Raw genomic sequence first — 21,040 nt, 5'->3', positions numbered from 1 at the left:
CTTTTTTTGATTGTCAAATGCTTAGTTGTCGCGGTGGACCAACGTGCGCAGCGGGTCCTGATCTGTAACCCGGGAGCTGGTAGGGCGCCGGGTAGTCTTGATGAACTGCTTGGCTTCGCGGTACATATCGGATTTGCGGTCAGCAGAGGCCAGCACAGCTTCATAGTAGCGGCGGGCTGCTTTCTCATCCTTCTCCGCCGTCGCCATCCGGGCCAAGCTCAGGTTAGCGTACTGATAGTAGCCGCCTTTAGTCTGGTCCGTAGATTCTGAAAACACGATGCAGCGCTGATAATAGGATTTGGCTTTTGCTACGTCTTGGTACTTGTTCTTGCGAATGAAAGCCAAAAAGTACGAGGCATACCGCCCGCTGAACCCGTCGAATCCCTGCAGCCCCTGGTTATACTTATCCAGGATTTCCAGGCTTACCCGCTCGCATTCCCGGAAGTCGCCCCGGTTAAAGCACTGCATAGCGTAAAAGCGCTGGAAATAGGCATTGTCCGGATAATCCAGGGCCAGGCTGCGCACCAACGGGAAGGCTTCCGCCTCCTTGTTTTCCCGCTCACTGGTCAGGATCTTCATCAGGAAGAATTTAGCTTCAGGAGCCGTGTACACGGCATTTTGCGTTACGCTACGCAACTGCTGCAGCCCGAGAGCCTTGTTGCCTTTGGGGAAGAAAAGCAGCACGGGCTTCAGCCAGGGCTTCTCCTCTCCAATCCAGACGGCGTAGTAATTGAATAAGGCCTGGCCAAAGAGAAATTCCGGGCTCAGGCCATTGGCCTCGCGGCTTTTTTCCAAGTAGTCAAGGGCCCGCTTGGCTTCAATCGTCGCCTTGGCCCAATCGTGGCGCTCGGCGTGCAGCCGGGAGGAGAAGCCGTAGGAGGCCGAAAGGAAAAAGCAGGCCTCGTAGTTCTGGTTGTCCTGCTTATAGAGCGCTTCGGCTTTCGTAGTGGCAGTATCCATGTAGGCAAAAAATGCCTTGTCGAACTGCTTGGTAGATACGTTGGTCGGTACAATCTTCCACCAGGCGCTGAGCCCCATCAGGAAGTACGGCAGAGGATGGTGCACGTACCGACGGCGCAGGGAGCGGAACTGCCGTTCGGCCTTATCAAATTTGAAGTTGTAGAGGTTACTAACCCCGCCCTCCAGTTCCGTTTTAATGTCGTTATCCATCAACAGCCACCCTTTCGTATCGACAGCAGACGGAGCCACGTCCACATTCTGCAGCTCGATGCGGCGGCTGATGCCAGCGGAGTCCACTTGCTGGGCCTGACTGCCGGCTACCGAAAACAGTAGCGTGCCTAAGGCCATACTTAAACGCCTCAGTTTCCGGGCAAACTGCTTAGAAGCAGGATTTGTACTACTCAGAGTCATAGCATGCAGTTTGCCCAGCAGCCCGAGGCTATTGGTTTAGTTTCAGGAAAAATTGAATCTTACTCAGAAGGTATTCGCGCAACAGGGAGTGCTGAGAACTGGCAAATAGAGCGGTGTGAGCGTTAGGCCAGTAAATAGATAGGTTGGTGCAGTTAATATTAGTTGCAAATATGGTTATAATATTTCAAGTGGCCAGGAAACGAAAGGCCCCGGCCCTCATTGGTAAATGAGCAGCCGGGGCCGGTCGAGAAAGCCTACAGGGCCTAGTGCTGAATTATAAGGTTGCGGGTCTGAGTCTGGCTACCGCGCCGCAGTTGGACGTGGTAAATGCCGTTGGGCAGATCAGCCGTATCAAAACGCAGCTTGCCATTTTTGGTGTTGCCGGTCTTAACCTTTTTGCCGCGGTCATTAAACAGCTCCGCGTGGTAGGCATGGGGGTTCTCCTCCTCCGGGAGAGCCATCGCTTCCTGAGCCTGCTGCGGATCAGTGTTTTCCACCGTGCTGATCATGAAATACTGATTGCTCGGTACCGGCGAGAGGTAGTAGGAGTATGGGTCGCAGTAGCGGCCATCGGTGCTGGGCTCAGGCGAAACATACACGTAGGATTTAGGCAGATTGACGCCGGAGCACGAACCAGGAGCCGTTACCGTGACTTCAATTTCATCATAGCGTACCGTAACGGGCAAATCCGGGCTAGTCGTAGTGATTGTCTGCGGCGTAGTAGTCGTGCCGGCTCGAATCGTGCGCTTGGTCCAGGTGTAGGGACCGCTAGTCAGGCCTTCAGCGTGCACTGTCACAGTGCTGTAAGGGCAGATGCGTACCTGGCCTTGGTTAAAGGTGATGTAAGCGTCCAGTGGGTCACCTCCGGCAGTAACCTGGAAGGAATAGGTAACGGCCGGGCTGGGGGCCGCCCCGGCGCGAACAGCAACTACGCTAACGGTTATGGTGCCGGCCTGGCCAGTGTTGTTTTTGATGGCCTGCACGGTGCCGCCGTTGGTCACGCTGCCCGTACCGGAAGTGGTGAAAGCACCAGGGCCGGTGAGGCTCCAGTTGTAGGTTACATTGCTCAGGCGCTGGTTACAGTCATTAAGGGAAATGTAGGCCGTTCCGTTGGGGCAGATGGTAGTGGGGTTCGAGGGGCGGAAGGTCGCCGGCTGCGTTACGTTAAACAGCTCCCGCACAATAAAGGCCTTGGCGCCATCATCCACCGTTACGTGAGCCCCATTGCTGTAAGGGTAGGCATAATAGGAGTCAAAGGGCGTTTCATCATTGCAGGAGAGGCTGCGCGATGACAGGTCCGTATAGGGGTTTGGCAGCTGGCCAGTACCGTTGTAGTTGGCCATATTCTTATACTGGAAGCCCAGGGCGCTAACAGTAGGAATAAAGCTGTGCAAGGGCCGCAAATTGGAGAAGCGGAACTCGTAGCCAGGAAGCTGCTTGCCTTTCAACGTACCGTCCTGGATCTGGAACTGTGAATCGTAGGTGCCGCCTGGGGCCAGGTCGTAGCTACCCTGAGAGCCGCTGGTTAGCTTAATTTCCCGGCGCTTCTGCACGGGTTTAAGCATTGCGACAATTACGCGGGCTTCCCCGTTGAATACCGTACCCCGCTGGCCGGCCGCAGGGGCGAAATACATATTGGCCGAAATCTGGGTGCCCGGCGTGGTGCTGCGGTAAAAAAACTGGCGACGCTTATTGCCTGCGATACGAGCCACATCCAGCTGCAGTCCGGTGGCCCCTGGTGTGCCGGCGCCCGTGTTCATCTGCCCGTTAATGATGCCATTGGCCAAGGCGACGCGGCGAACCTGCGTAGGGTAGCCATAGGAACCGGCCAAGCCATTGTTCTGCAGGGCCCGCATAAACGGAATGTGGTAGTTGGTACCACCCTGATCCAGACGGTGATTTACCAGCATCTGTTTAGCCGCAATCGAGTTCAGGCGGGCTGCGTTGTTTTCCGCCGCTTCCGACATACCGGAGAAGTAGTCGATAAACTCCTGATCACCCATGGGAATGTTTGCCCCCTGGTGCGGGCCATCAAACGAAAACCACAAGTCTACATTGTGCTTCCAGTAGGGGTTGTTGTAGGTGGCCGGGTTGCCGGAGTTGGCAAAGTTCTTCTCCATCAAAGCCAGGGCATAGCGAGAGATTAGCCCGCCCATGCTGGGACCAATGATGGAAACCTTTTGATTCGGGTCGGCCATCAACGGTTTGATGCGGCTCAGCAGCTCTACCAGCACCAGCGAATTGCGCTCGATGTAATCCGCGCCGCCATCCACGTCCTTATACACCGTCTGACGAGGCATATCTACCCGCCGCCGAGTTTTAGGAAAGTTCAGAACAATCAAATCCCGCTCCTTGCCGGCCACCTGCAGGGCAGGAATCAGAGGGGAAAAGTCCCCGTAGATACGGTCAATCTTGCGTTTGTCCGAGGGGTCGAAGCCATCCATTACAATCAACGGATTGCGGAGCTTGCCATCAGCCTGACTTTGTGGGTTGAACAGATAGCTCAGGGCTTCTCCTTCTCCATAGGTAGTCTGGCCGTTGTAGTCGTTCCAGGTGCCGCCGATGATATTGGGGGAAATAGGCATGGTAACCACGCCATTCGGGCGGGTAGCCAGGGCTGATTTCACTATCACACCAGATCGGGCAATAGCACTAGAGCCGTCCGTGAAATACATGGTAAAAGTCAGTCCCTGATAGCCTGAGGAGGGGAACGTTACCAGAGCACTACCGCCTCCGGAGAGCGTGTATTGGGAGGAGCCAACCTGCACAAGGCAATGACTGGGCTGCCGGCTGGTATTCTGAAACTGAAACAAGGCCGGCATGGTCAGTCGCACCTGCCCGGCCACGGTGTCAGCCAGCGGAGAAATGACCGTGACCCGTTTCGCTTCGTAGGGCGAGCCTGAGCCATCGTAGTATAACCCGCCGATTTCGCGGATTGTGCCGCGTTCTTCCGCCAGGGTATCCAGTACTGCAAACTGATAATCAAGAATGCCTATCGGCAGGTCGCCGCCCATGGTACGGTCAGCCGTCGTCATGCTTTCCGCCAGGGGCCGCAGGGAGGAACGCTCCTGGGTAAAGGAAGCCAGGCCATATGCCGATTCCTTCAGCTCAAAATAGCTTTGGAAGAAATGCGAGGCATTTGAACCCGTATACTGCGTGAACAAATGCAGGTTAGCAGTGGCGGGTACCCGGTCGTAGAGGATGCTCCCAGGGATGCGGGACTTATCCAGGGGTGAAATCAGGCTGTCCACCAGCTGCGTGAACTGACTTCGCGGGTCAGTGAAAGTTTGTGCGTGCGCAGTGGCAGCCCCAAGCAATAAGGTTAAGCCGGTAAAGAGTTTTTTCATGAAGGAAGGGTATAGTGGTAAGCGTTAGTATTTGAGGTCGAATCGTCCTTCCGTCACGTTCACCGAGCCGGTTCCCGTCAGGGCCTGGGCCCGGAATTCGTAAGTGCCGGCCACTACGCGCGCCACTGTATCGAGACGAGTAATCGTTAGCGTACCCGGGGCCGCTGGGCCGGTGATGAGCACCTGGTCGGGGCTAGGCTTGCCATAGGTGAAAGTGGCGTAAGCCGGGTTGGCCGTGGTAAATTTGGGGTCAGCCTGCTGGTTAAGCTGGATGGTGCCAGGCTTGCGGATATCCGGCACGTAGAAGTTGATGCTGGTTTCACTGAAAGGGTCGTTTTCCTCGGCGGGGAACCGTCCAAAGTATAGGTCCAGCTCATAGCCGGTAACCGACTTTGTGTACCGGGCAGTCAGGGGGGCGCCAGCGTACAGAAACTGCTGCACCGGCAGCCATACTGTCCCGTCAACTTTAGCTCCAGCCGTGTTTTGACCGGTTTGGGTAGCTTCCGGTAGAACAGCTTTCGGCGCCTCCTCTTTCTTGCAGGCACCAAGTGCCAGCAAGGAAAGCAGCACTGTGGAATGGATGTAGCGGGTTGGGTTCATAGCCGATTGAATGAAGTGAAATTTAGTTGCAGAGCAATTAGAAATAGTAGCATTTTGCTACTAAATATAGTGGCAATATAAGGCGGTTTTTTGGTTCTCGAACTTTATATATACTGCCGCAAATTCTGTGCACGAGATAAGGCAACAGCAGGCATGCGGCTGCACCTGGCGGGCCAGTGCCGACAGGAGAAGAAACCAATGCTGGGGAGGGGGCAGGAAACTGCCGGGGCGGACATGGCCGGCCGACTTGCGGCAACGAAAAAGGGCCGCCATGTAAACATGACGGCCCTTTGTATCAGATCGAAACGGACTGAGGTAAGTTACAACGCAAACCGCCTTCCTTGCCGATATGATTCTTAGGCAAATATACTGGATCTGGGCAGCCGTGGTTACACCTGCACTTAAAATTATGGGCAGTTGGGGAGAAAATGCCTGTTAGGGTTAAATAGAAGGGGTTTTTTGTTGAGAATTATATACGGTGCGGCCCTCATTTCCGTATACATATAAAGACAACGCAACCAACCTTCCCCCCTTTCAGATGGATACGCTCAGCAAAACTCGCCGGTATTTAGAAGCCAACCCCTCAGTTCTGACCCTTTCTCCGGTGGCCTTGGAATATGCCCTGCATGTGTATTACGTTCGCCGCAACCGCTGCCGGTTGGCCGAGCTATTATGCGCCCTAATTTCGGACGCCATTGGAGCAAAATTTGGCTTAGGCGACGGGGCCAAGTGGTTTGCTGAGGGGGCCGAGCTAATGGAAGAAATGCTGGGCAATTTTCTGGATGCTGACTTGCTCAATGACGAAGAAAAAGATCGGGGCCGCTGCGCCGTAGTGCAGCCCCATACCGCAGGCTCCCTGTTGGAGTTGTTGGCCCGCACAAATGCCGCCATCACCAAGCGCCGCGATAACCGCGCCTTGAAGCTTCACGAGCAGCGCCAGGCGCTTGCAATTGCGGCCTGATGAATGGGGGGCAGTCGGGAACCCCACCGACTGCCCTCTAATTGCCGCTGAAAATGGGGTAAGCGCATTATTTTTTTACAGTAGTACTATTCTAATAATTAGACGGTAGTATTTACAGGCCTCCTGGCGGGCTGAAAGTTCGACCAGTTGCCCACGCTTAGGCATTATTCTGGGGGGGGATTAGCATTGAGCGAAATTGGGAGTTGGCAAGAATGAGTAAAATGAAAGCGTATAAATTTAGTTGCAAGTGTTGCTAAATAGCAACAAAAAAGCGGCTCTAACGTATAATTAGTGTAGTTTACCACTTCAAACTAAGCGCCCATCCTATATGTATTTTGAAGATGAAACTCCCTTTGCCGACTCGGTAGAGAATGATGGAGACGAGCAAGGGTACTATGATCCTTCGCACGAGGTTGACAACGAGTATAACGAAGGCTACTCCAGCGATGCTGACGATTTCGAGAGCCGGGAGCTTGCCGCCGATTTGGCGGGTGACGACTACTAGCCTTATGTCAGCACGCAGCATTCACATCGGGCAGGCCGTCTACTGCCAAATGCACCAGCTAGCCGGGGTTATCTATGATATTTTTCCCGCCGCAGCCGGACGCCGGCAACGGCCAGGGTGTTCCGTAGTGCTGGCCACGGGTAAAGACATTGGCTGCTTTACGGCCAGCGAAGCCGATCAACTACTTCAGCCCCTAGGCAAAACCAGTTTGCAATACCGCTTTCTAGGTTTGGCCCAGCTCCAAGCCGCCATCCAGCAGGGCTACTTTGCCAAGGCCTGGCAGGAGGCCACCTTTCAGGCTCAGGCGGCTGGATTGACTGTTTCTACTACTTCCTATTAACCTCTACTCCCTTTCCCATGGCTGGCACACCTACCCCAGAACAGAACGGCTCGGATAAGAGCGGGGGCGTACTACTGATTGCCTATCACCTGGCTTCCGGCTCCGCTTACTGCATGCAGGATGGAGCGCTGCTAACCATGCCGCTTAACGCCGATGGGCAGCTCCAGATCGACCATACCACGAGTCCGGCCAGCTTGGATTGGGGGGAGTGCATTCAGGGGGGCGAGGAAGAAGATCAGGAGCACCTGCGGCCAGTAATTGAGGCGCTGGGCCACTCATTTGAAGAAGTGTATAGCAAATTGCCGTTCAGGTAAGGGGGAACGACAGGAAGGCTGCACCAAGCGGGCCGCACCATGCGGCCCGCTTTCTTTTTGTCCCCAGGCTTTAGAACGGGCCCGCGTACATCGTGGCCATCTGGTACTCGAAGTAGAGCGAGTGCAGCTTATTAACCGTGCAGCGCTGACCCAGTAAGGGCCAGTAAACCGCGCTGGTTATACCGGCTCCTTCCGCTACCCAGCCGCAGGCGGGCTCGGCGGTGGCCAATTCGCGCTCCAGAAAAGGAAAGTAGCCCAGCGGTAATACCAGCGACTCGCCTAGCCCGGCATTTTCGGATAAGGCGACGTGCAAGGCCTGCTCACCCAGCACCTCGATAATGGTAACGTCCTGAATCCAGCAAACTAAATCGACGGCCTCCAGGGGTGAAGCGGTAGAAAAGGGCATAACAAGCGGGCATGAGTGCCGAAGCACGATAACAAGGGGCGTTCGGGATAAATAATCAGTCGCAGTAAGGGCTGATGCTTCGCGCAACAACTGCTGACTTTTTCGCACAAACTAATGAATCCTGCGACAAGGTACAGCTATTAATTTTTCATGTAGATTGCGCTATTAAATTTAATCGCAAGATAGAACAATGTCTATGCTGGCTGCGTATAAATAACAACAACGCAACTCGCCATTTATCCCTTTTTGCCATGTCAATCGCGCTTTTGCCTCCGCCCAGTGCCCCCGTAGCTCCGGCACATATTCCGGCCTATGTGGCCCTTGCAGGTATTTATTTTCAGCATGGCTGCGACTGGCTGGAGCTGGGGGAAAGCAGCTTTCTGGAAGTAGGCCTTAGCAGCACCATTACCTTGCTGGAAGGCCTGACCTGCACTCCTACCCGGGCAGCTATCGGCTCCCTGCGTCAAGGAAACTACAAGCGCGAAGGTCGGACTCTAAGCCGGGAGCAGCTGCTAAGTGAACTGGAGGCCGCACCCGTGGCCTTTCGCGCCCTGGTAGACTGGGATGGGGAGGCGCAGGCCTGGATGGTGCAACTGCACGACTAGCGCCATGCACGCAGTATATGCTACGCTGCCTTTATTTGGGCAAGCCCGTAACCGGGCGGCACAGGCGCTGGCCGCCTGGATGTTGTTTACCGCTACGGATCTGTTCTGCGGTGCAGGGGGAACCACCAGTGGCTTTGAGGCCGCCCGGTTCAATGGGCAGAAAGTCGTTTCCACGACGCAGGTAGTAAATCATGATGCCCTGGCCATTGCCTCCCACAAGAGCAACCACGCGGCCGCCCGGCACTTCATTGAGGATATAACCAAGCTCGATGCGAGCCTACTGGTTAAAACGGCGCTGCTATGGGCGTCCCTGGAGTGTACCAACTTCAGCAACGCGAAGGGCGGCTTAAGCCGCGATGCGGATTCCCGTTCCCTAGCTGAGCACATGGAGCGCTACATACGGGCCGTGAACCCACTCTATTTCTTCGTGGAGAATGTGCGTGAGTTTATGTCCTGGGGGCCGTTGGTACAGAAGCTTGATAAGGATGGCCGGCCTGCTACCCGTCGCGTGAAAGTGCTGGAGGATGTAGTTCGCCCCGATGGCCAGCCCAAGCTGCGCAAGAATGGCAAGCCTGTGCAACGTCAGGTAGTCAACCCGCAGGGTGAGCTGGTTTGGGAAGAAGCGCCGATTATGGTTCCGGAGTCCCGGACCAAGGGGCGCGATTTTATCCGGTGGAAGCAGAGCATTGAGGATCTGGGATACTGCTGCCATTATAAGCTGCTTAATGCGGCTGACCACGGAGAAAGGACCTCCAGAGTCCGCCTATTCATGATTTTCGCTAAGACCGGGCTGCCGGTACGCTGGCCTCAGGCTACGCACTCCCGCGATGGCAAAACGGTAGGAACTCAGCCCTGGCTGCCGGTGCGGCCCTGCTTGAATCTGGAACAGAAAGGGGAGAGCATTTTCGGGCGCAGCAAGCCGCTCGTTGAGAAAACCCTGAAACGCATCTATGCCGGCCTATGCAAGTACATCGCCGGGGCGGACGTGGCCACGGTCACGCGTTACCTGCAGGCTGTAGCGGCCGGTAAAACTGACTTGTTGCGTCCCGAGCCCAAGCCCGCTGCGGGCTGGCTGATGAAGCGCACCAGCAATCCGCCCAGCGGCAAGGCTAATCCGGGCGTGAGCCTCGATAGCAGTGCTCCTACCCTGGCCTGTGGTTTTCAACCGGACTTAGTGCAGCCGGAATTTCTGACCCAGTATAACGGTGGGTCCGATGAGTGCCGGAATTTGTCCCTGCAGGGGCCAGCCAATACCATTACCACGGAAAACCGTTTCGGACTGGTTCAGCCCACTTTCATCAGCAAGTATTACGGTAACGGCTCTAACGTTTCGGGCCTGCTGGAGCCCGCTGGCACTATTACGACCAAGGACCGCATGGGCCTGGTGCAGACCCAGTGGCTGGATAAGCGCTACGGCAGCGGGGAGCACAACCATCAGTCCCTCGATGCGCCGGCCGGTACCATCACGACCAACGATCATCATGCCGTGCTGCGGGCGGAGGCCTGGATGATGCCAACCAGCTTTGACAATACCGGCCGCAGCCTGGATGAGCCCTGCCCTACCCTGCTGGCCAGCCGCCAGCATCACTATCTGGTAGCTCCCGAACCGTGGCTGCTGGATAACAAGTTCGACAACGTTGGCCGGCCATTGCACGAAGCAGGCCCCACGCTGCTCACGGGAGATCATCATTACCTCATTACCCCGGAGCCACTGCTTACCGAGCCGACCCACTGGCAGCATCAGGCGGCTGATAGCCCCACCCTGCGGCTGATCCGCGACTTCATGCGGGCCTATGGTCTGGCCGACGTGCTGATGCGAATGCTGATGGTCGAGGAGCTGCTAAAGATCCAAGGCTTTCCCGAAGGCTACGTGTTGCTGGGCAGCACTACAGCGCAGAAGAAATTCATCGGAAACAGTGTGCCGCCCAAAATGAGTCAGCGCATCGTGGAAAGCATCTACGAAGCTTTCAGCGACGCCGACCTACTGCATCTATTAGCCGATTACGAAGGCAGCTACGCCACCGCCGCCTAACTCTCCACTCCTAAAATCCCCCGCTATGCTCCCACATCTACTATTCCTTCTACTGCTCGTGCTGCTGAGCTACGCGCTGTTTGTGGGCCTTGTTTTACCCTTCTACGCTGGCATATGGCGGGAAGTAGTTCAGATTCTGGCCCAGCAGAAACAAGTCCGTCGCTGGAAACGAGTATCCAAAAAAATGTAGCCAAGATGGGTAAAGACACTAAAATCGAATGGGCGCACCACACATTTAATCCTTGGCGGGGTTGCGAGAAAGTATCAGCGGGCTGCAAAAACTGTTACGCTGAGGTGCAGAGTAAGCGCAATCCGGCCGTACTCGGTGAATGGGGACCTGGGGGCCAGCGAGTGCCGGCAGCGGAGAAATACTGGCAGCTGCCGGTGCAGTGGAACAAGCAGGCACAACAGGACGGAGAGCGGCGGCGGGTTTTCTGCCTTTCGCTGGGGGATGTATTCGAGGATCGGGATGAGCTGAAACCCTGGCGCCTACGGCTGTTCATGCTCATTATGGATACCCCGCACCTGGATTGGCTGCTGCTGACCAAGCGCCCGGAATTGGTAATGGAAGGCATTTCGTACGCCTTTGCCACCTCCCCTTTTATGCACCCGGTTGGCCCCTGGCTCTACAACTGGATGCAGGGTGAGCCACCCGCTAATGTATTCCTGGGCACTTCCGTTGAAAATCAAGCTACTGCTGATTCCCGCCTACAGTGGCTGCTGAGCATTCCGGCCGTGCGCCACTTTGCCAGCATGGAGCCCCTGTTAGGCCCAGTGGATCTAACCCGCATCCGGGTTACGGATGAGATTTTCGGGTTTCAGCACCCCATGACTGGCCTGCCCCTGAAGCCGCTGACGGTCCGGGAACAGTCAGCGTTTGATCAGCCCGGCAACGAGTTGCCTTATTGCCTGGATTGGGTAATTGTCGGGGGAGAGTCGGGGCCGAAAGCCCGGCCGGTGCATCCGGCCTGGGTGCGCAGCCTGCAGCAGCAGTGCCAGGAAGCCGGCGTGAGTTTCTTATTCAAACAGTGGGGGGAATGGGTGCCCCAGGGCCAGCTGTGCGGCGGCGATTACGGCCGATCCGGAGATCAGCCCTGGGAGCCAAACGACAGTACCCACGTCTGGCGGGTAGGCAAGACCGGCGCGGGCCGGTTGCTGGATGGATTACTGTATGACGAGGTGCCTGGTCCCCTCGACGAGGAATTAACCACCCCGTAAAGACCTGACTTAAGTAAATGGGCGATAGGGGGAGAAAGGCTGTTTTCAGACTAATAAAGCCTGTTTTTTGTTGCTATTTATTAGCGGTTTTTGCCCCGTATTCGTAAAAAGACTATCAAGCGTTTCCAGTTTCACTTTTCCTTTTTCACACTCTTTTCCCTACCACAATGCATCAGATCACCCTCACTGGCAACCTCGGCAAAGATGCCGTAGTACGCGATGTAAAAGGCTCAAAAGCCATCGGCTTCAGCGTAGCCGTTAATGAACACTACACCAAGCAAGGCGGCGAGAAAGTGGAGCAGACTACCTGGTACGACTGCACCATCTGGCGCAAGGAAGGCCAGAAAACCACGATTGCCGACTACCTCAAAGAAGGGCAGCAGGTTCTGATTCAGGGTACGCCCAAAGCCAGCGGCTATCAGAATGCGCAGAAAGAGTGGGTACCAACCATTGAAGTCCGGGTTACTAGCATCGAGCTGGTGGGGAAAAAGGCGGCGGCCGCAACTACCGGTGGCAGCCAGTCGGCCAATAATGAAGCAGGAGCTTTCACTTCCGACGACGACAACGATCTGCCGTTCTAATGGGCTGACGGAGAGGGGGGCTAGGGCCTCCCTCTTTCGTTTCCTGCCAGTGTAGCGCAATTATTGTTGCTATCGGGTAACACAGAGTTTCCTGAGTGCGTATAATAGTAGAATGGAATATAGATCACACATTGCAACTAATTTTAGTCGCAACTTGAATTTTAACCTTAGCCACAAGTGTACAAATGTCTGTTAAACAGATTATTTACGTATTTAAATAATTGTAACATATATAGAATATACCACTCTATCTTTGCAGACAACTGACATAGTTTTTTCGTCTGCCAATATGGACTTTACTAAGCTCGCACCGCGTTTTGCGGACCACCCTACTGTGTTAAACTGGTTGATGTTCAAATCAGCCTTATATAACGCCGACAGTACGATTTTATCATATTCATACGTATTATCTGACTACTTAGCGCATTGTGCTCAAGAGCAGATTGACTATATCCACGCTACATCACAGGACGTCGTAGGCTACTTCCGTGCGCTAACTGACCGACCCATTATTCGAAATAATCGCCCCTTACAACGACAATTGTCGGACGGCAGTCGCAAACATCGGTTGGCCGTGTTGCGACTCTATTACCTCTATCTAAAGGAGGAAAGCATTCGCACTACCATTCCTATCCGGCACGGATTCTCCGCAAAACGAAAACGCGGCCTCAGTTGCGCGGGCGAATTACCCGTCAAGCAGCATATATCGTGGATACCGGATGGAGAACAATGGGGACGAATCTTGGATGTTATGCAGACAGAGTCACTGCGCAACCAGTTGATGTTATCTCTGGCATTTGAATGTGCCCTACGCCGGGCAGAATTATGTGCTCTGCGCATTAGCGATGTCGCACGGGGTAGTGGAGGCAATATGGTGTACATCCGTGCTGAAACTACCAAAACGAAACGTGCGCGCCGGGTATATTATTCCGAAGGTACTAAGCACTTACTGCAGCAATACCTAAACCTCTACCACTATGGTGCTCAAGGATCCGATAAGGCACTGTTTATATCGGAATCCAAACGCAACCGGGGGCAGGGCATCTCCGTGTGGACTTGGGCAAGCGTGATTAAACGTGTTGCCCAACGCACACGCCTGCCTCAACTCAAGACGCATACCATGCGCCATTTGGGCATTACCGTCTTCGCGTCAAAGGGGTGGGAATCCCCGTACGTATCCTTATATGCTGGTCACCAACACCCAAGTAGCACTGGCATATATCTGCATCCGTTGCCCGATGCCACACAACACAGTATCGAACAAGCGCTGGTGCGCCTCGCTCAACGCAATGAGGTGCAGCAATGAACTTACCAGAATGGTCAGCCCTGTCTCACGTGTTGGATCGCGGCGTGAGTTTGACACCATTGGAGCAATATGCGCTATCCCAGTGGGTCAGCCGACCGCCAATTATGGGGAAACGCTACGAACGAGACAGGAAACAAGAATTTCAGTACTTGGAGCGGCTCATCCGTCCCATTAAAGCGGTCTTCGCGCATTGTAATCACCCAGACGAGGTCGGGAGGAACTCCTATGCCTGTTGTGTTCTGCTCTTGAAAGAAATGTATGTGCGCCAGACCACATTATGGGCGTGGGACACAACTTTATGGCTAGAAACGATTGGTGTAACTCAGCAGGACTACGCACATCGGCAAGGGGTCATTCACGGAGAACGACAATTGCCTCAGGCTAATCTACGACATCAATTGATCAGTTGCGCGTACTTGCTAGGAGGCATTACCATTCATCGGTTCATCACCGACTGCAACCTCTCAGCCTCCGCACGCAGCATTTTCGGGCGTAAACGAGTAAACGGGGCGCGGTACGCTGTTGCGGATAAATTAGCTGAGGCGGGCGTTAATTACCTCAATATTCCTGGTCTTCGTGTCTGCACAGCATGGGCGTTGCTGCTCAACCGCAGTTGTATGCTAGAAGAGTTGACGCTAGATGTCATGGAAGAGGTCTACCAGTTGAGTGCCCCCTCGAAGGGAATGCAACAGGGCTGTTTGGCGGTCGTGCAAGCACTTCAGCTAGCTGGCATTCTATCCCAACCGTTAGCTGCTGCGCCGGTGCCTAAGCCACCTCGTGAGCGCCCTCGCCCCAAGCCCCAGGATACGCTGCCAGTTGCTTGGAAGGAGATGATTGAGGAGTGGAGTAAACTCACGTATGGGCAAGAACGAACTGTTGCGTCGCAACGGTCGCGCATAGCCAAAGCGGGCCGGTGGACAATGGCTGTATTTCCCAAGGCAAACAATCCCGCCCAGTGGACAGCGAGCATAGCCAAGGCCTTCGTCGAGGCCGTGTGCACCATGAAAGTCGGCGATTGGAACCGCGATCAAATCCCGCGCAAAGGCACACGCTGGGGTGAGGAATTGCGCGCAGCAGTGCGGGTGCAGATCATCAATGCAGTCCGCTGCTTTTTCACCGAGTGCCAAGCTGCCAAGTTGCTGCCCGACGCCTTCGATCCGGCCATTTTTTTAAGGACCCCGCCCGATCTGCTGGCAGCGTGTGGCCCAAACCCACAGGTCATCCAATGGGACATTTGGAAGCGACTGGAGCAAGCCGGGCTTTCACTGACGCAAGCAGATTTGCCCCGACCAACTGAGTTACCGAAAGGCTATCACGTCGAGGCCACATACCCGTTGGAAATGGTGCGTGCGTTAGCGGCCGTCTGGCTATTTGCAGGGCTGCGCCGCGACGAAATTGTGCGCCTACCAATAGGGTGCATCCGATGGCTACCGGCAACTCAACACTTTGACCGTTCGTCGGCCAAACGGGCCCGTCGCATTGTTAACCTGCGTGTACCCGCTAACAAATCCAGCGGTCCGTTCGACAAAGCTGTCGATACGCGGCTGGCCCGTGCGCTGGACGCCTGGGAAAGGTGTCTTCGCCTCCTGCTATCGCCTAAAGAGCGGCGGCGGGGGTTATTATTTGTCTGGCGAGGCCGCCCACTAAGCGTTAATTATATCAACCAAGTATTAATCCCTCTCCTGTGCCGAAAAGCCGGCATCAGCAATTACGACGCGCGGGGACGTATTACGTGCCACCGGGGCCGGGCGACATTGGCAACTCAACTCTACCAGGCTGGCGTACCCCGACGACACGTGCAGCAATGGCTAGGTCACCAGTTCGCCCGGTCGACGGATTACTACTTGCGACATGACGAAGAAATCGTACCGGAGACGGTTCGATCTGCATTCCAGGCAATGCATGTCCCGCATTTATCACCGCTTATGCCTGTACCACCACCTATCTCTACGCCGACAACTCCTACTTGCGAGGAGCCGGTAGCACTTACGGGTATGTTGGCCCATTTGCGTTTTCAACCTCACGAAACCATTCAATCATTAGCCCTTACTGCCCGCAACAGCTTATCTCAGGTGCAGGAACAACTGTCGCTTACCGCTGCCGAACGCCACGCCTTGGTGCACGCCATGGAGTTACTCGGCACAATTGCCATACGGATGTGATCTGATATTTGCCCACCTCCTGCAGTGCAGCACTCATCATTTCGCAGCCCAGCGCAGCTTAATCTTATAGGTGCTGCACTGCCGCGCGGGCTTTGGCTTTCAAGGCATGTTCTACTCGCCGCAATAAGACGGAAGGTGCAAGCCCGAGCCCACTACCAAGTTGAAAAAGTGTTAGTAAAGAGGGATGCTTTTTGCCGAGTTCCAATTGAGAAATAAATGTGCGGTCCAACTCACTGGCCACAGCTAGGGCAGCCTGTGACATGCGCCGCTGTTTTCTGGCCTCCACCAACACCTGTCCGAATAAAGCGGTCGTATCGCTATTTATTTTTGTCACTGCAAGTTAGGTGGAGTGTACGACCAGCCAGCTAAATGTAACCGCTGACTGGCTTTACTTTTATTGGGTTTCAGTTGGGAAAGCAAACAGCTCACGCACATCGATCCCTAATGCGCGGGCCAGCACAAAGACAGTACTCAACCGAGTATTGATTACCCCGCGTTCGATACGGCCGATCTGACTGAACTCCAACTCAGCGGCCGCTGCTAAGCTTTCTTGTGTAAACCCCTTGGCTTTCCGCACTTCCCGCAACCGAAGACCGAAGTGATGCAGACTCTCTTGATCCCGAAGGTATTTCACCCCGCAAAAAAGGGCGCTCACGATAGAAAAAATTAGAGCAAATTTGCCCTATTTTGCCTGCGTATATTACTTCTAGTATGTGTACGGTAGGATCCTTATACCAGTCTATTACAATTAGTTCCCTCACCTTTTAACCATCATTCACTACATATGGCCACTACTCAAAAAATCAGAGTCGTGCTCGAGGTTGACCTGACCTACGATGAACATGCTCGGTCAAGCTATCCCCTTGGAACAAATGCCGATGCCGCAGATACTGCAATAGATACAGCATTCGCGCACGTCTTGCTAGCTGCCCTCCGGGAGGATCCGGTCCGCTATGCCGAATTTGTAAAAACAGTCGTCGTGGGAGGTATTCAGGTATTCGAAGAGTGCCGGGAACTAGTGGGTCTAGCAGGCATAGGTTGCCCTTATACAACTGGACTAACTATACTTCAACAGGTCATTCCACAGCTGTCACCGGAGGCGCAAACTCATTTTCAGTTGGCTAACCAAGAAGATTGGTTTTCGGAGAGTGTAGACACAATTTATAATGCGGTAAAAGCTACTCCCACAAAGATGTCCGTGGAATATCCGGTAGAACAATAGCAACATTCGCTATCGCTTAGGATGGGGATGTTGCAATAAGATGTGCCATTCAGCGTCCTTAAGCTGGTGTCACTCTGGCCCATATTGCCATCTCCAGCCTCACATAGCAACTGCTGTGCTTGACCAGCTTCTGGGGTACCCGAATTTTAAGCGTGAACCTAAAATCCGTCTCAGCACTTTCCCTATCCATTGCGTTAGAAGGTAGGTGTAGCTGCACTCACTTCTTGAAACCCTGGAGGCCCCCCAGCCCCCAGGGTTTTGCCGTTCATAAGCAACCGACGTTGACGGGGGATAGTCAGTATGTTTTTTGAAGTCTAGCCTACCAGCAGCAAATCCTCCAGCCGCGTCGTGTACTGCGGAGCCCGTCACATACAGGGTGCCGGTCGCATCCACGATCACCCCACCGGCTGGTTTAACTGGGCCTGTGATCCCGTTCCCTCGGCGTACCCCGGCTGGCAGGCCTGCCCCGCCAGAGTGCGAATGAGATTGCCCGGTAGACATTTCAGCGCAGATAGTAGGGTTGAGCCATCCATTTTATCCATAGGTACAAGCCAAGAAGAATCGCCAGCACCACGGCTAGTGCTATCACACACCCGCCATCCGAACGGCCAGCGCCTTGCAATTGCTGAGGGGCTGGCTTACGGATTGCCTTGAAGGTGACAACAAGCAGAAATATAGCGGCCACCACTACCACCGGAACAAATAACACCTGAGCTATCCCGTTGAGGATGTAGCCATCATCGAATAGCAGCAGTGGGCGCATAAGTAGTTGATCAAGCAACCGGATAGGGCTACGCGTTGCGTGTAAAACACATCTTAAAGTAGTTATTAAACTGAGACTACTTCATCAATAGCTTTTGCCGTGGGTGAGCTTCAGCACCTGATCAGTAATTCCCGGCAGGCCCTTGAGGGCCCGAATTGCTAGCGTTGTCAGGGCCGGGCGGCCGAAAAACTGGTGAATGAGGCGGCCGGCTCTGATGCGCAGGCTCAGCAGATTGCGCCAGGCCTGCGTGTACTGCTGCTCCAACTCGGCGCGGGACAGGCGGCCCTCCAGAAACTCAAGCAGCAGGCCGTGCAGCAGGAAGCTGGCGTTCATGCCCATGCTCATGCCATTGCCGGCTAGCGGGGCAATAGTGCCGGCAGCGTCGCCCAGCATAAGCACGTGGGCATCCACGGTGGAGCGCTCCCGAAACGTGATTTGGGAAATGACGATGGGCGCCTGTCCGGCCCGCTGGGCCTGCTCCAGGTAGGGGCGCAACAAGGGGTTTTGCATGAGCACCTGGCGCTCCATTTCCGCCACGCTGTTGCCGTGGGCGCGCAGGTTGCGCACATCGCTGATGTAGCTGCAGTTGGTTACCCCCCCGGGTACCGGCGAGAGCCCGCAGTAGCCATCGCGAAAATTATGCATCTCCACCAAATCCTGCGGAAAGCCACCGGCCAGCTGCAGGTGGTACTTCACGGCCACAAACTGGCGCCCCTGCCGGCTGGATGCAAGAAACGGGCGGCGCAGCTTGCCGTCGAGGTTGGCGTGCTTGCCCCAGGCTCCGCAGGCCGTGCGGGCTCGAACGGTCGCGCCTGCGGCCGTGGTGAGGGTGAACACGTCGCCTGCAAAGACCACATCCGTCACTTTGGTGCCCTCCTGAATGCTGGCCCCGTGCGCCGCGGCCAGCCGGGCCAGCAGCAAATCCAGCTCGTAGCGCGTGATGCCGATGCCACCGATATCCAGGGGGTGGTGCAGCGCCACCCCGGTAGGGGAGGACACGGTGAAGCGCGTCATTCTCGGCAGGTCCATCTCGGCCAGCGGCACTCCGATGCGGCACAGAAAGTCGTAGTTCTCCAGCGAGATGTACTCGCCGCAGACGCGGTGGAACGGGTACGTTTCCTTCTCGAACAGCACGACCCGCCGCCCGGCCTGGGCCAGCTGCACGGCCAGCGTCAGTCCAGCCACCCCGCCCCCAATGATGGCGCAATCGTAGATATGCTCCGCTGGATCAGATCCGGTGAAGGGGGAAGCAGAATGCAGGTCAGCCATGCCGAGCGGGGGGCGATACAGGTGGGAGGTATGATTGCCAGCAGTATTAGGACTGCTGGGTCCGGGGCCGCCGCACGCGGGCGGCAAAAAGCACGCCGGCGGCCAGCAGGCTGGTGTAGGCCGTGGCCTTCAGCCATTGGGGCACCCGCATCCCGTTTTCCTTGAGCACAGCGGTGGCGGCGGCCTCGTCTTTATCCTCTATTTTCTGGTTGATTGTCTCGTAGCCCTGGGCCACGTAGGCCACGGCCCCGGCCAGTGGCAGCAAGGCCACATAGGCGGCTTTGGGCAGTTTTTCGGCCCGGAACAGGTACGCGAAGCTGCCCAGCGCCAGTAGCCCGGCCCCGCCGGTCAGGGCCTGCGCTACCCGCATGCTGCGGTGCAGCCCCAGCGCCACAATGGCCGTGTTGAGGCCCGCGGCCTGGTCTTCGGTGTAGTCCTCGGCGTTGTTGAGCATCAGCACGCCCACCTGCAGCAGCCCGTAAGCCCCCGCCATGGTGAGTACCGCCGGCCGGGGAAAGTGCGTCACCAGACTGCCCGTGTAGGCCATGGGCCCGAAAAAGATAACGGCCCACTGCGCGGCCAGCTGCCAGAGCCCGCGCGACTTAAAGTGCAGCGGCCGCCAGGAGTACTGGAAGCCCAGCGCCCAGCCGATAACGGTCAGCGGCACAAACTGCCAGCGCCCGGTCTGGCACGTCAGCCACAGACTGATGAGCACGGTGCCTGCCACCGAAGCCCGCATCTGCCAGCGCACCCCGGCCGGTCCCAGCTCGAAAATGGCGTTGGACAAGTGGCTTTTGTAGACGGCATCCACGCGGCGGTCGGCGTAGGCGTTGACCATGTCGCCGAAATTGAAGAGCAGGTAGATGCCCGCCAGCCCCGCGTACAGCTCCGGCTTTTTCAGGAAGCGGAAATTCTCGGCGCTGAGAAAGATGGGGATGAGGAAAATGGGGATTTCGGCAATCAGAAACTCGGTGCGGCGCAGGGTTTTGCTGTTTTTCAGAAACTGCGCCACGCCCCGGTGCGCCGGCCGGGCCAGCAGGTTGATGCGCTGAATGTGGCGCTCATTGGGGTTCAGGAACGCGTCGCGGCCGTGCAGCAGCACGTGGTTATCGGCCAGCACGATGTCGTTGTCCTGCCAAGTGTGAATGTAGAACACCTCCGGGGCGTACAGGGCAGCTTGCAGCTCTGCAATCAGCGCCGCCTGCTGCTCTTCGGTGGCGTCGAGCACTTCGACCGTAACGGGGTTGAGGTCGTGCACGGGCTCGGCAAAACGGATGGTCGGCTCGCCCGTAACCGGGTGGTCCTGCAGCAGCCGCTGGGTGAGCGTGCCGCCGTAGTGCACGATTTTCTCGGTCCGGTAGCGGAGCGTGGCCTGGGCCCATCGGGCCCGCTGCGCGGCCGTGGCCCGGGCCAGCGCCCGGCCCGTGTCGGCGAAGGTGGTGCCGCCCCGGTCCTCGGCGCGGGGCGCTTTCAGGCACTGAAAGAAGATCAGGTACGGAATGCGGCCCACAAAGGCCCCGTCCCAGTGCAGGGGCACGGCGCTGGGCGTGTAGAGGTAGTTCTTGGCGTCAGCTTTTACTTTGAGTTCGTTGATGGCCCCGAAGGGCCACTGCAGCGGCTCGCCCAACTGCTGCGCGTAAAGGGCGAACTGCGTTTTATCAAACAGCCTAAACCCGCGGAAAATCAGCAGTCGGTGCTCCTGCACCCACGCCCGGATCTGGTCGGCGGGTATACCGGCAATGGTTTGGCCGGGCGAATCGGCCTGGACGAGCAATCCAAAGGGCGTTTGGGGTGTAAGGAAGTAAGTAGGCATAGCAGGACGTAGAATAGCGCGAAAATGTGCTCCGCAGGTACAAAAGAGGGGTGAGATACGATAGGGTGTTACGGATCTTAATGCTGCATTAGCTTCTGCGGGTTATTGGGGGTGTAGTAGCTCGATGGTCGTCGTATGGTTGCAATAAGAGCACCACCAGTAGCGGCGCTGTTGATCAACCAGAAGCAGCTCTTCTCCGTTGTGGCAGCGCAGACAAGGGCGGGC

The 21,040-nt window shown here is 55.9% G+C and carries 20 protein-coding genes; 11 read left to right on the top strand and 9 right to left on the bottom strand.

Going from position 1 to position 21,040, the window contains the following annotated elements:
* Positions 1–21 precede the first annotated feature (21 nt).
* The 3 genes from FGZ14_RS20960 to FGZ14_RS20950 form a co-directional block, all read right to left on the bottom strand.
* On the bottom strand, positions 22–1,308 hold the full coding sequence (locus tag FGZ14_RS20960) for a tol-pal system protein YbgF (protein WP_180754641.1): 1,287 nt from the start codon (positions 1,306–1,308) through the stop codon (positions 22–24).
* 326 nt (positions 1,309–1,634) lie between these two features.
* Positions 1,635–4,718, bottom strand: a complete 3,084-nt coding sequence (locus FGZ14_RS20955; RefSeq protein ID WP_139926283.1) for a T9SS type A sorting domain-containing protein — start codon at positions 4,716–4,718, stop codon at positions 1,635–1,637.
* A gap of 24 nt (positions 4,719–4,742) precedes the next feature.
* The gene (locus FGZ14_RS20950; protein WP_139926281.1) at positions 4,743–5,318 is read right to left on the bottom strand and encodes a hypothetical protein; all 576 of its coding nucleotides are present in this window, start codon (positions 5,316–5,318) and stop codon (positions 4,743–4,745) included.
* Between the two features lie 538 nt (positions 5,319–5,856).
* Here FGZ14_RS20950 and FGZ14_RS20945 point away from each other — a divergent pair.
* The 4 genes from FGZ14_RS20945 to FGZ14_RS20935 all read left to right on the top strand — a co-directional run bounded on the left by FGZ14_RS20945 (position 5,857) and on the right by FGZ14_RS20935 (position 7,438).
* On the top strand, positions 5,857–6,279 hold the full coding sequence (locus FGZ14_RS20945) for a hypothetical protein (RefSeq protein ID WP_139926279.1): 423 nt from the start codon (positions 5,857–5,859) through the stop codon (positions 6,277–6,279).
* Positions 6,280–6,607: 328 nt separating this feature from the next.
* Complete coding sequence (locus FGZ14_RS21845) at positions 6,608–6,784, top strand: hypothetical protein (RefSeq protein ID WP_180754640.1); 177 nt, start codon at positions 6,608–6,610, stop codon at positions 6,782–6,784.
* A gap of 4 nt (positions 6,785–6,788) precedes the next feature.
* The gene (locus tag FGZ14_RS20940; RefSeq protein ID WP_139926277.1) at positions 6,789–7,124 is read left to right on the top strand and encodes a hypothetical protein; all 336 of its coding nucleotides are present in this window, start codon (positions 6,789–6,791) and stop codon (positions 7,122–7,124) included.
* Positions 7,125–7,141: 17 nt separating this feature from the next.
* Positions 7,142–7,438: a hypothetical protein gene (locus FGZ14_RS20935; protein WP_139926275.1), complete on the top strand. Its 297-nt coding sequence runs from the start codon at positions 7,142–7,144 to the stop codon at positions 7,436–7,438.
* 70 nt (positions 7,439–7,508) lie between these two features.
* Here FGZ14_RS20935 and FGZ14_RS20930 read toward each other — a convergent pair whose 3' ends face one another.
* Positions 7,509–7,844 carry a hypothetical protein gene (locus FGZ14_RS20930; protein WP_139926274.1) on the bottom strand — a complete coding sequence of 112 codons (336 nt, stop codon included), beginning with the start codon at positions 7,842–7,844 and terminating at the stop codon, positions 7,509–7,511.
* Positions 7,845–8,095: 251 nt separating this feature from the next.
* Here FGZ14_RS20930 and FGZ14_RS20925 point away from each other — a divergent pair, with 251 nt between their 5' ends.
* The 6 genes from FGZ14_RS20925 to FGZ14_RS20900 all read left to right on the top strand — a co-directional run bounded on the left by FGZ14_RS20925 (position 8,096) and on the right by FGZ14_RS20900 (position 15,748).
* Positions 8,096–8,449, top strand: coding sequence for a hypothetical protein (locus FGZ14_RS20925; protein ID WP_139926272.1), 354 nt, complete (start codon positions 8,096–8,098; stop codon positions 8,447–8,449).
* 4 nt (positions 8,450–8,453) lie between these two features.
* Positions 8,454–10,481, top strand: coding sequence for a DNA cytosine methyltransferase (locus tag FGZ14_RS20920; protein WP_139926270.1), 2,028 nt, complete (start codon positions 8,454–8,456; stop codon positions 10,479–10,481).
* A gap of 195 nt (positions 10,482–10,676) precedes the next feature.
* Entirely contained in the window at positions 10,677–11,699 is a 1,023-nt protein-coding gene (locus FGZ14_RS20915) for a phage Gp37/Gp68 family protein (protein WP_139926268.1), read from the top strand.
* A gap of 167 nt (positions 11,700–11,866) precedes the next feature.
* A complete protein-coding gene (locus tag FGZ14_RS20910) occupies positions 11,867–12,280 on the top strand; it encodes a single-stranded DNA-binding protein (RefSeq protein WP_139926267.1) in 414 nt (137 codons plus the stop codon).
* Positions 12,281–12,569: 289 nt separating this feature from the next.
* Positions 12,570–13,586, top strand: a complete 1,017-nt coding sequence (locus FGZ14_RS20905; protein WP_139926265.1) for a site-specific integrase — start codon at positions 12,570–12,572, stop codon at positions 13,584–13,586.
* A 104-nt stretch (positions 13,587–13,690) separates the two neighbouring features.
* Positions 13,691–15,748 (top strand): site-specific integrase, encoded by a 2,058-nt coding sequence (locus FGZ14_RS20900; protein ID WP_219601198.1) that lies wholly within the window; start codon positions 13,691–13,693, stop codon positions 15,746–15,748.
* A gap of 64 nt (positions 15,749–15,812) precedes the next feature.
* On the opposite strand, the gene FGZ14_RS20895 is transcribed toward FGZ14_RS20900, so the two are convergent.
* Together FGZ14_RS20895 and FGZ14_RS20890 are read right to left on the bottom strand one after the other, a co-directional pair.
* Complete coding sequence (locus FGZ14_RS20895) at positions 15,813–16,040, bottom strand: helix-turn-helix domain-containing protein (protein WP_257883446.1); 228 nt, start codon at positions 16,038–16,040, stop codon at positions 15,813–15,815.
* 102 nt (positions 16,041–16,142) lie between these two features.
* Positions 16,143–16,403 (bottom strand): helix-turn-helix domain-containing protein, encoded by a 261-nt coding sequence (locus tag FGZ14_RS20890; protein ID WP_257883429.1) that lies wholly within the window; start codon positions 16,401–16,403, stop codon positions 16,143–16,145.
* A gap of 129 nt (positions 16,404–16,532) precedes the next feature.
* Here FGZ14_RS20890 and FGZ14_RS20885 point away from each other — a divergent pair, with 129 nt between their 5' ends.
* A complete protein-coding gene (locus FGZ14_RS20885) occupies positions 16,533–16,970 on the top strand; it encodes a hypothetical protein (protein ID WP_139926261.1) in 438 nt (145 codons plus the stop codon).
* Between the two features lie 502 nt (positions 16,971–17,472).
* Here FGZ14_RS20885 and FGZ14_RS20880 read toward each other — a convergent pair.
* The 3 genes from FGZ14_RS20880 to FGZ14_RS20870 all read right to left on the bottom strand — a co-directional run bounded on the left by FGZ14_RS20880 (position 17,473) and on the right by FGZ14_RS20870 (position 20,815).
* Positions 17,473–17,733, bottom strand: a complete 261-nt coding sequence (locus FGZ14_RS20880) for a hypothetical protein (RefSeq protein ID WP_139926260.1) — start codon at positions 17,731–17,733, stop codon at positions 17,473–17,475.
* Positions 17,734–17,817: 84 nt separating this feature from the next.
* A complete protein-coding gene (locus FGZ14_RS20875; RefSeq protein ID WP_139926258.1) occupies positions 17,818–19,002 on the bottom strand; it encodes an NAD(P)/FAD-dependent oxidoreductase in 1,185 nt (394 codons plus the stop codon).
* A 46-nt stretch (positions 19,003–19,048) separates the two neighbouring features.
* Entirely contained in the window at positions 19,049–20,815 is a 1,767-nt protein-coding gene (locus FGZ14_RS20870; protein WP_139926256.1) for a TauD/TfdA family dioxygenase, read from the bottom strand.
* Between the last annotated feature and the right edge of the window lie 225 nt (positions 20,816–21,040).

This window comes from Hymenobacter sp. DG01 (assembly GCF_006352025.1).
Taxonomy (GTDB): domain Bacteria; phylum Bacteroidota; class Bacteroidia; order Cytophagales; family Hymenobacteraceae; genus Hymenobacter.
The sequence above is the reverse complement of the archived record's forward strand: the minus strand, read 5'-3'. Positions and strand labels throughout refer to the sequence as shown.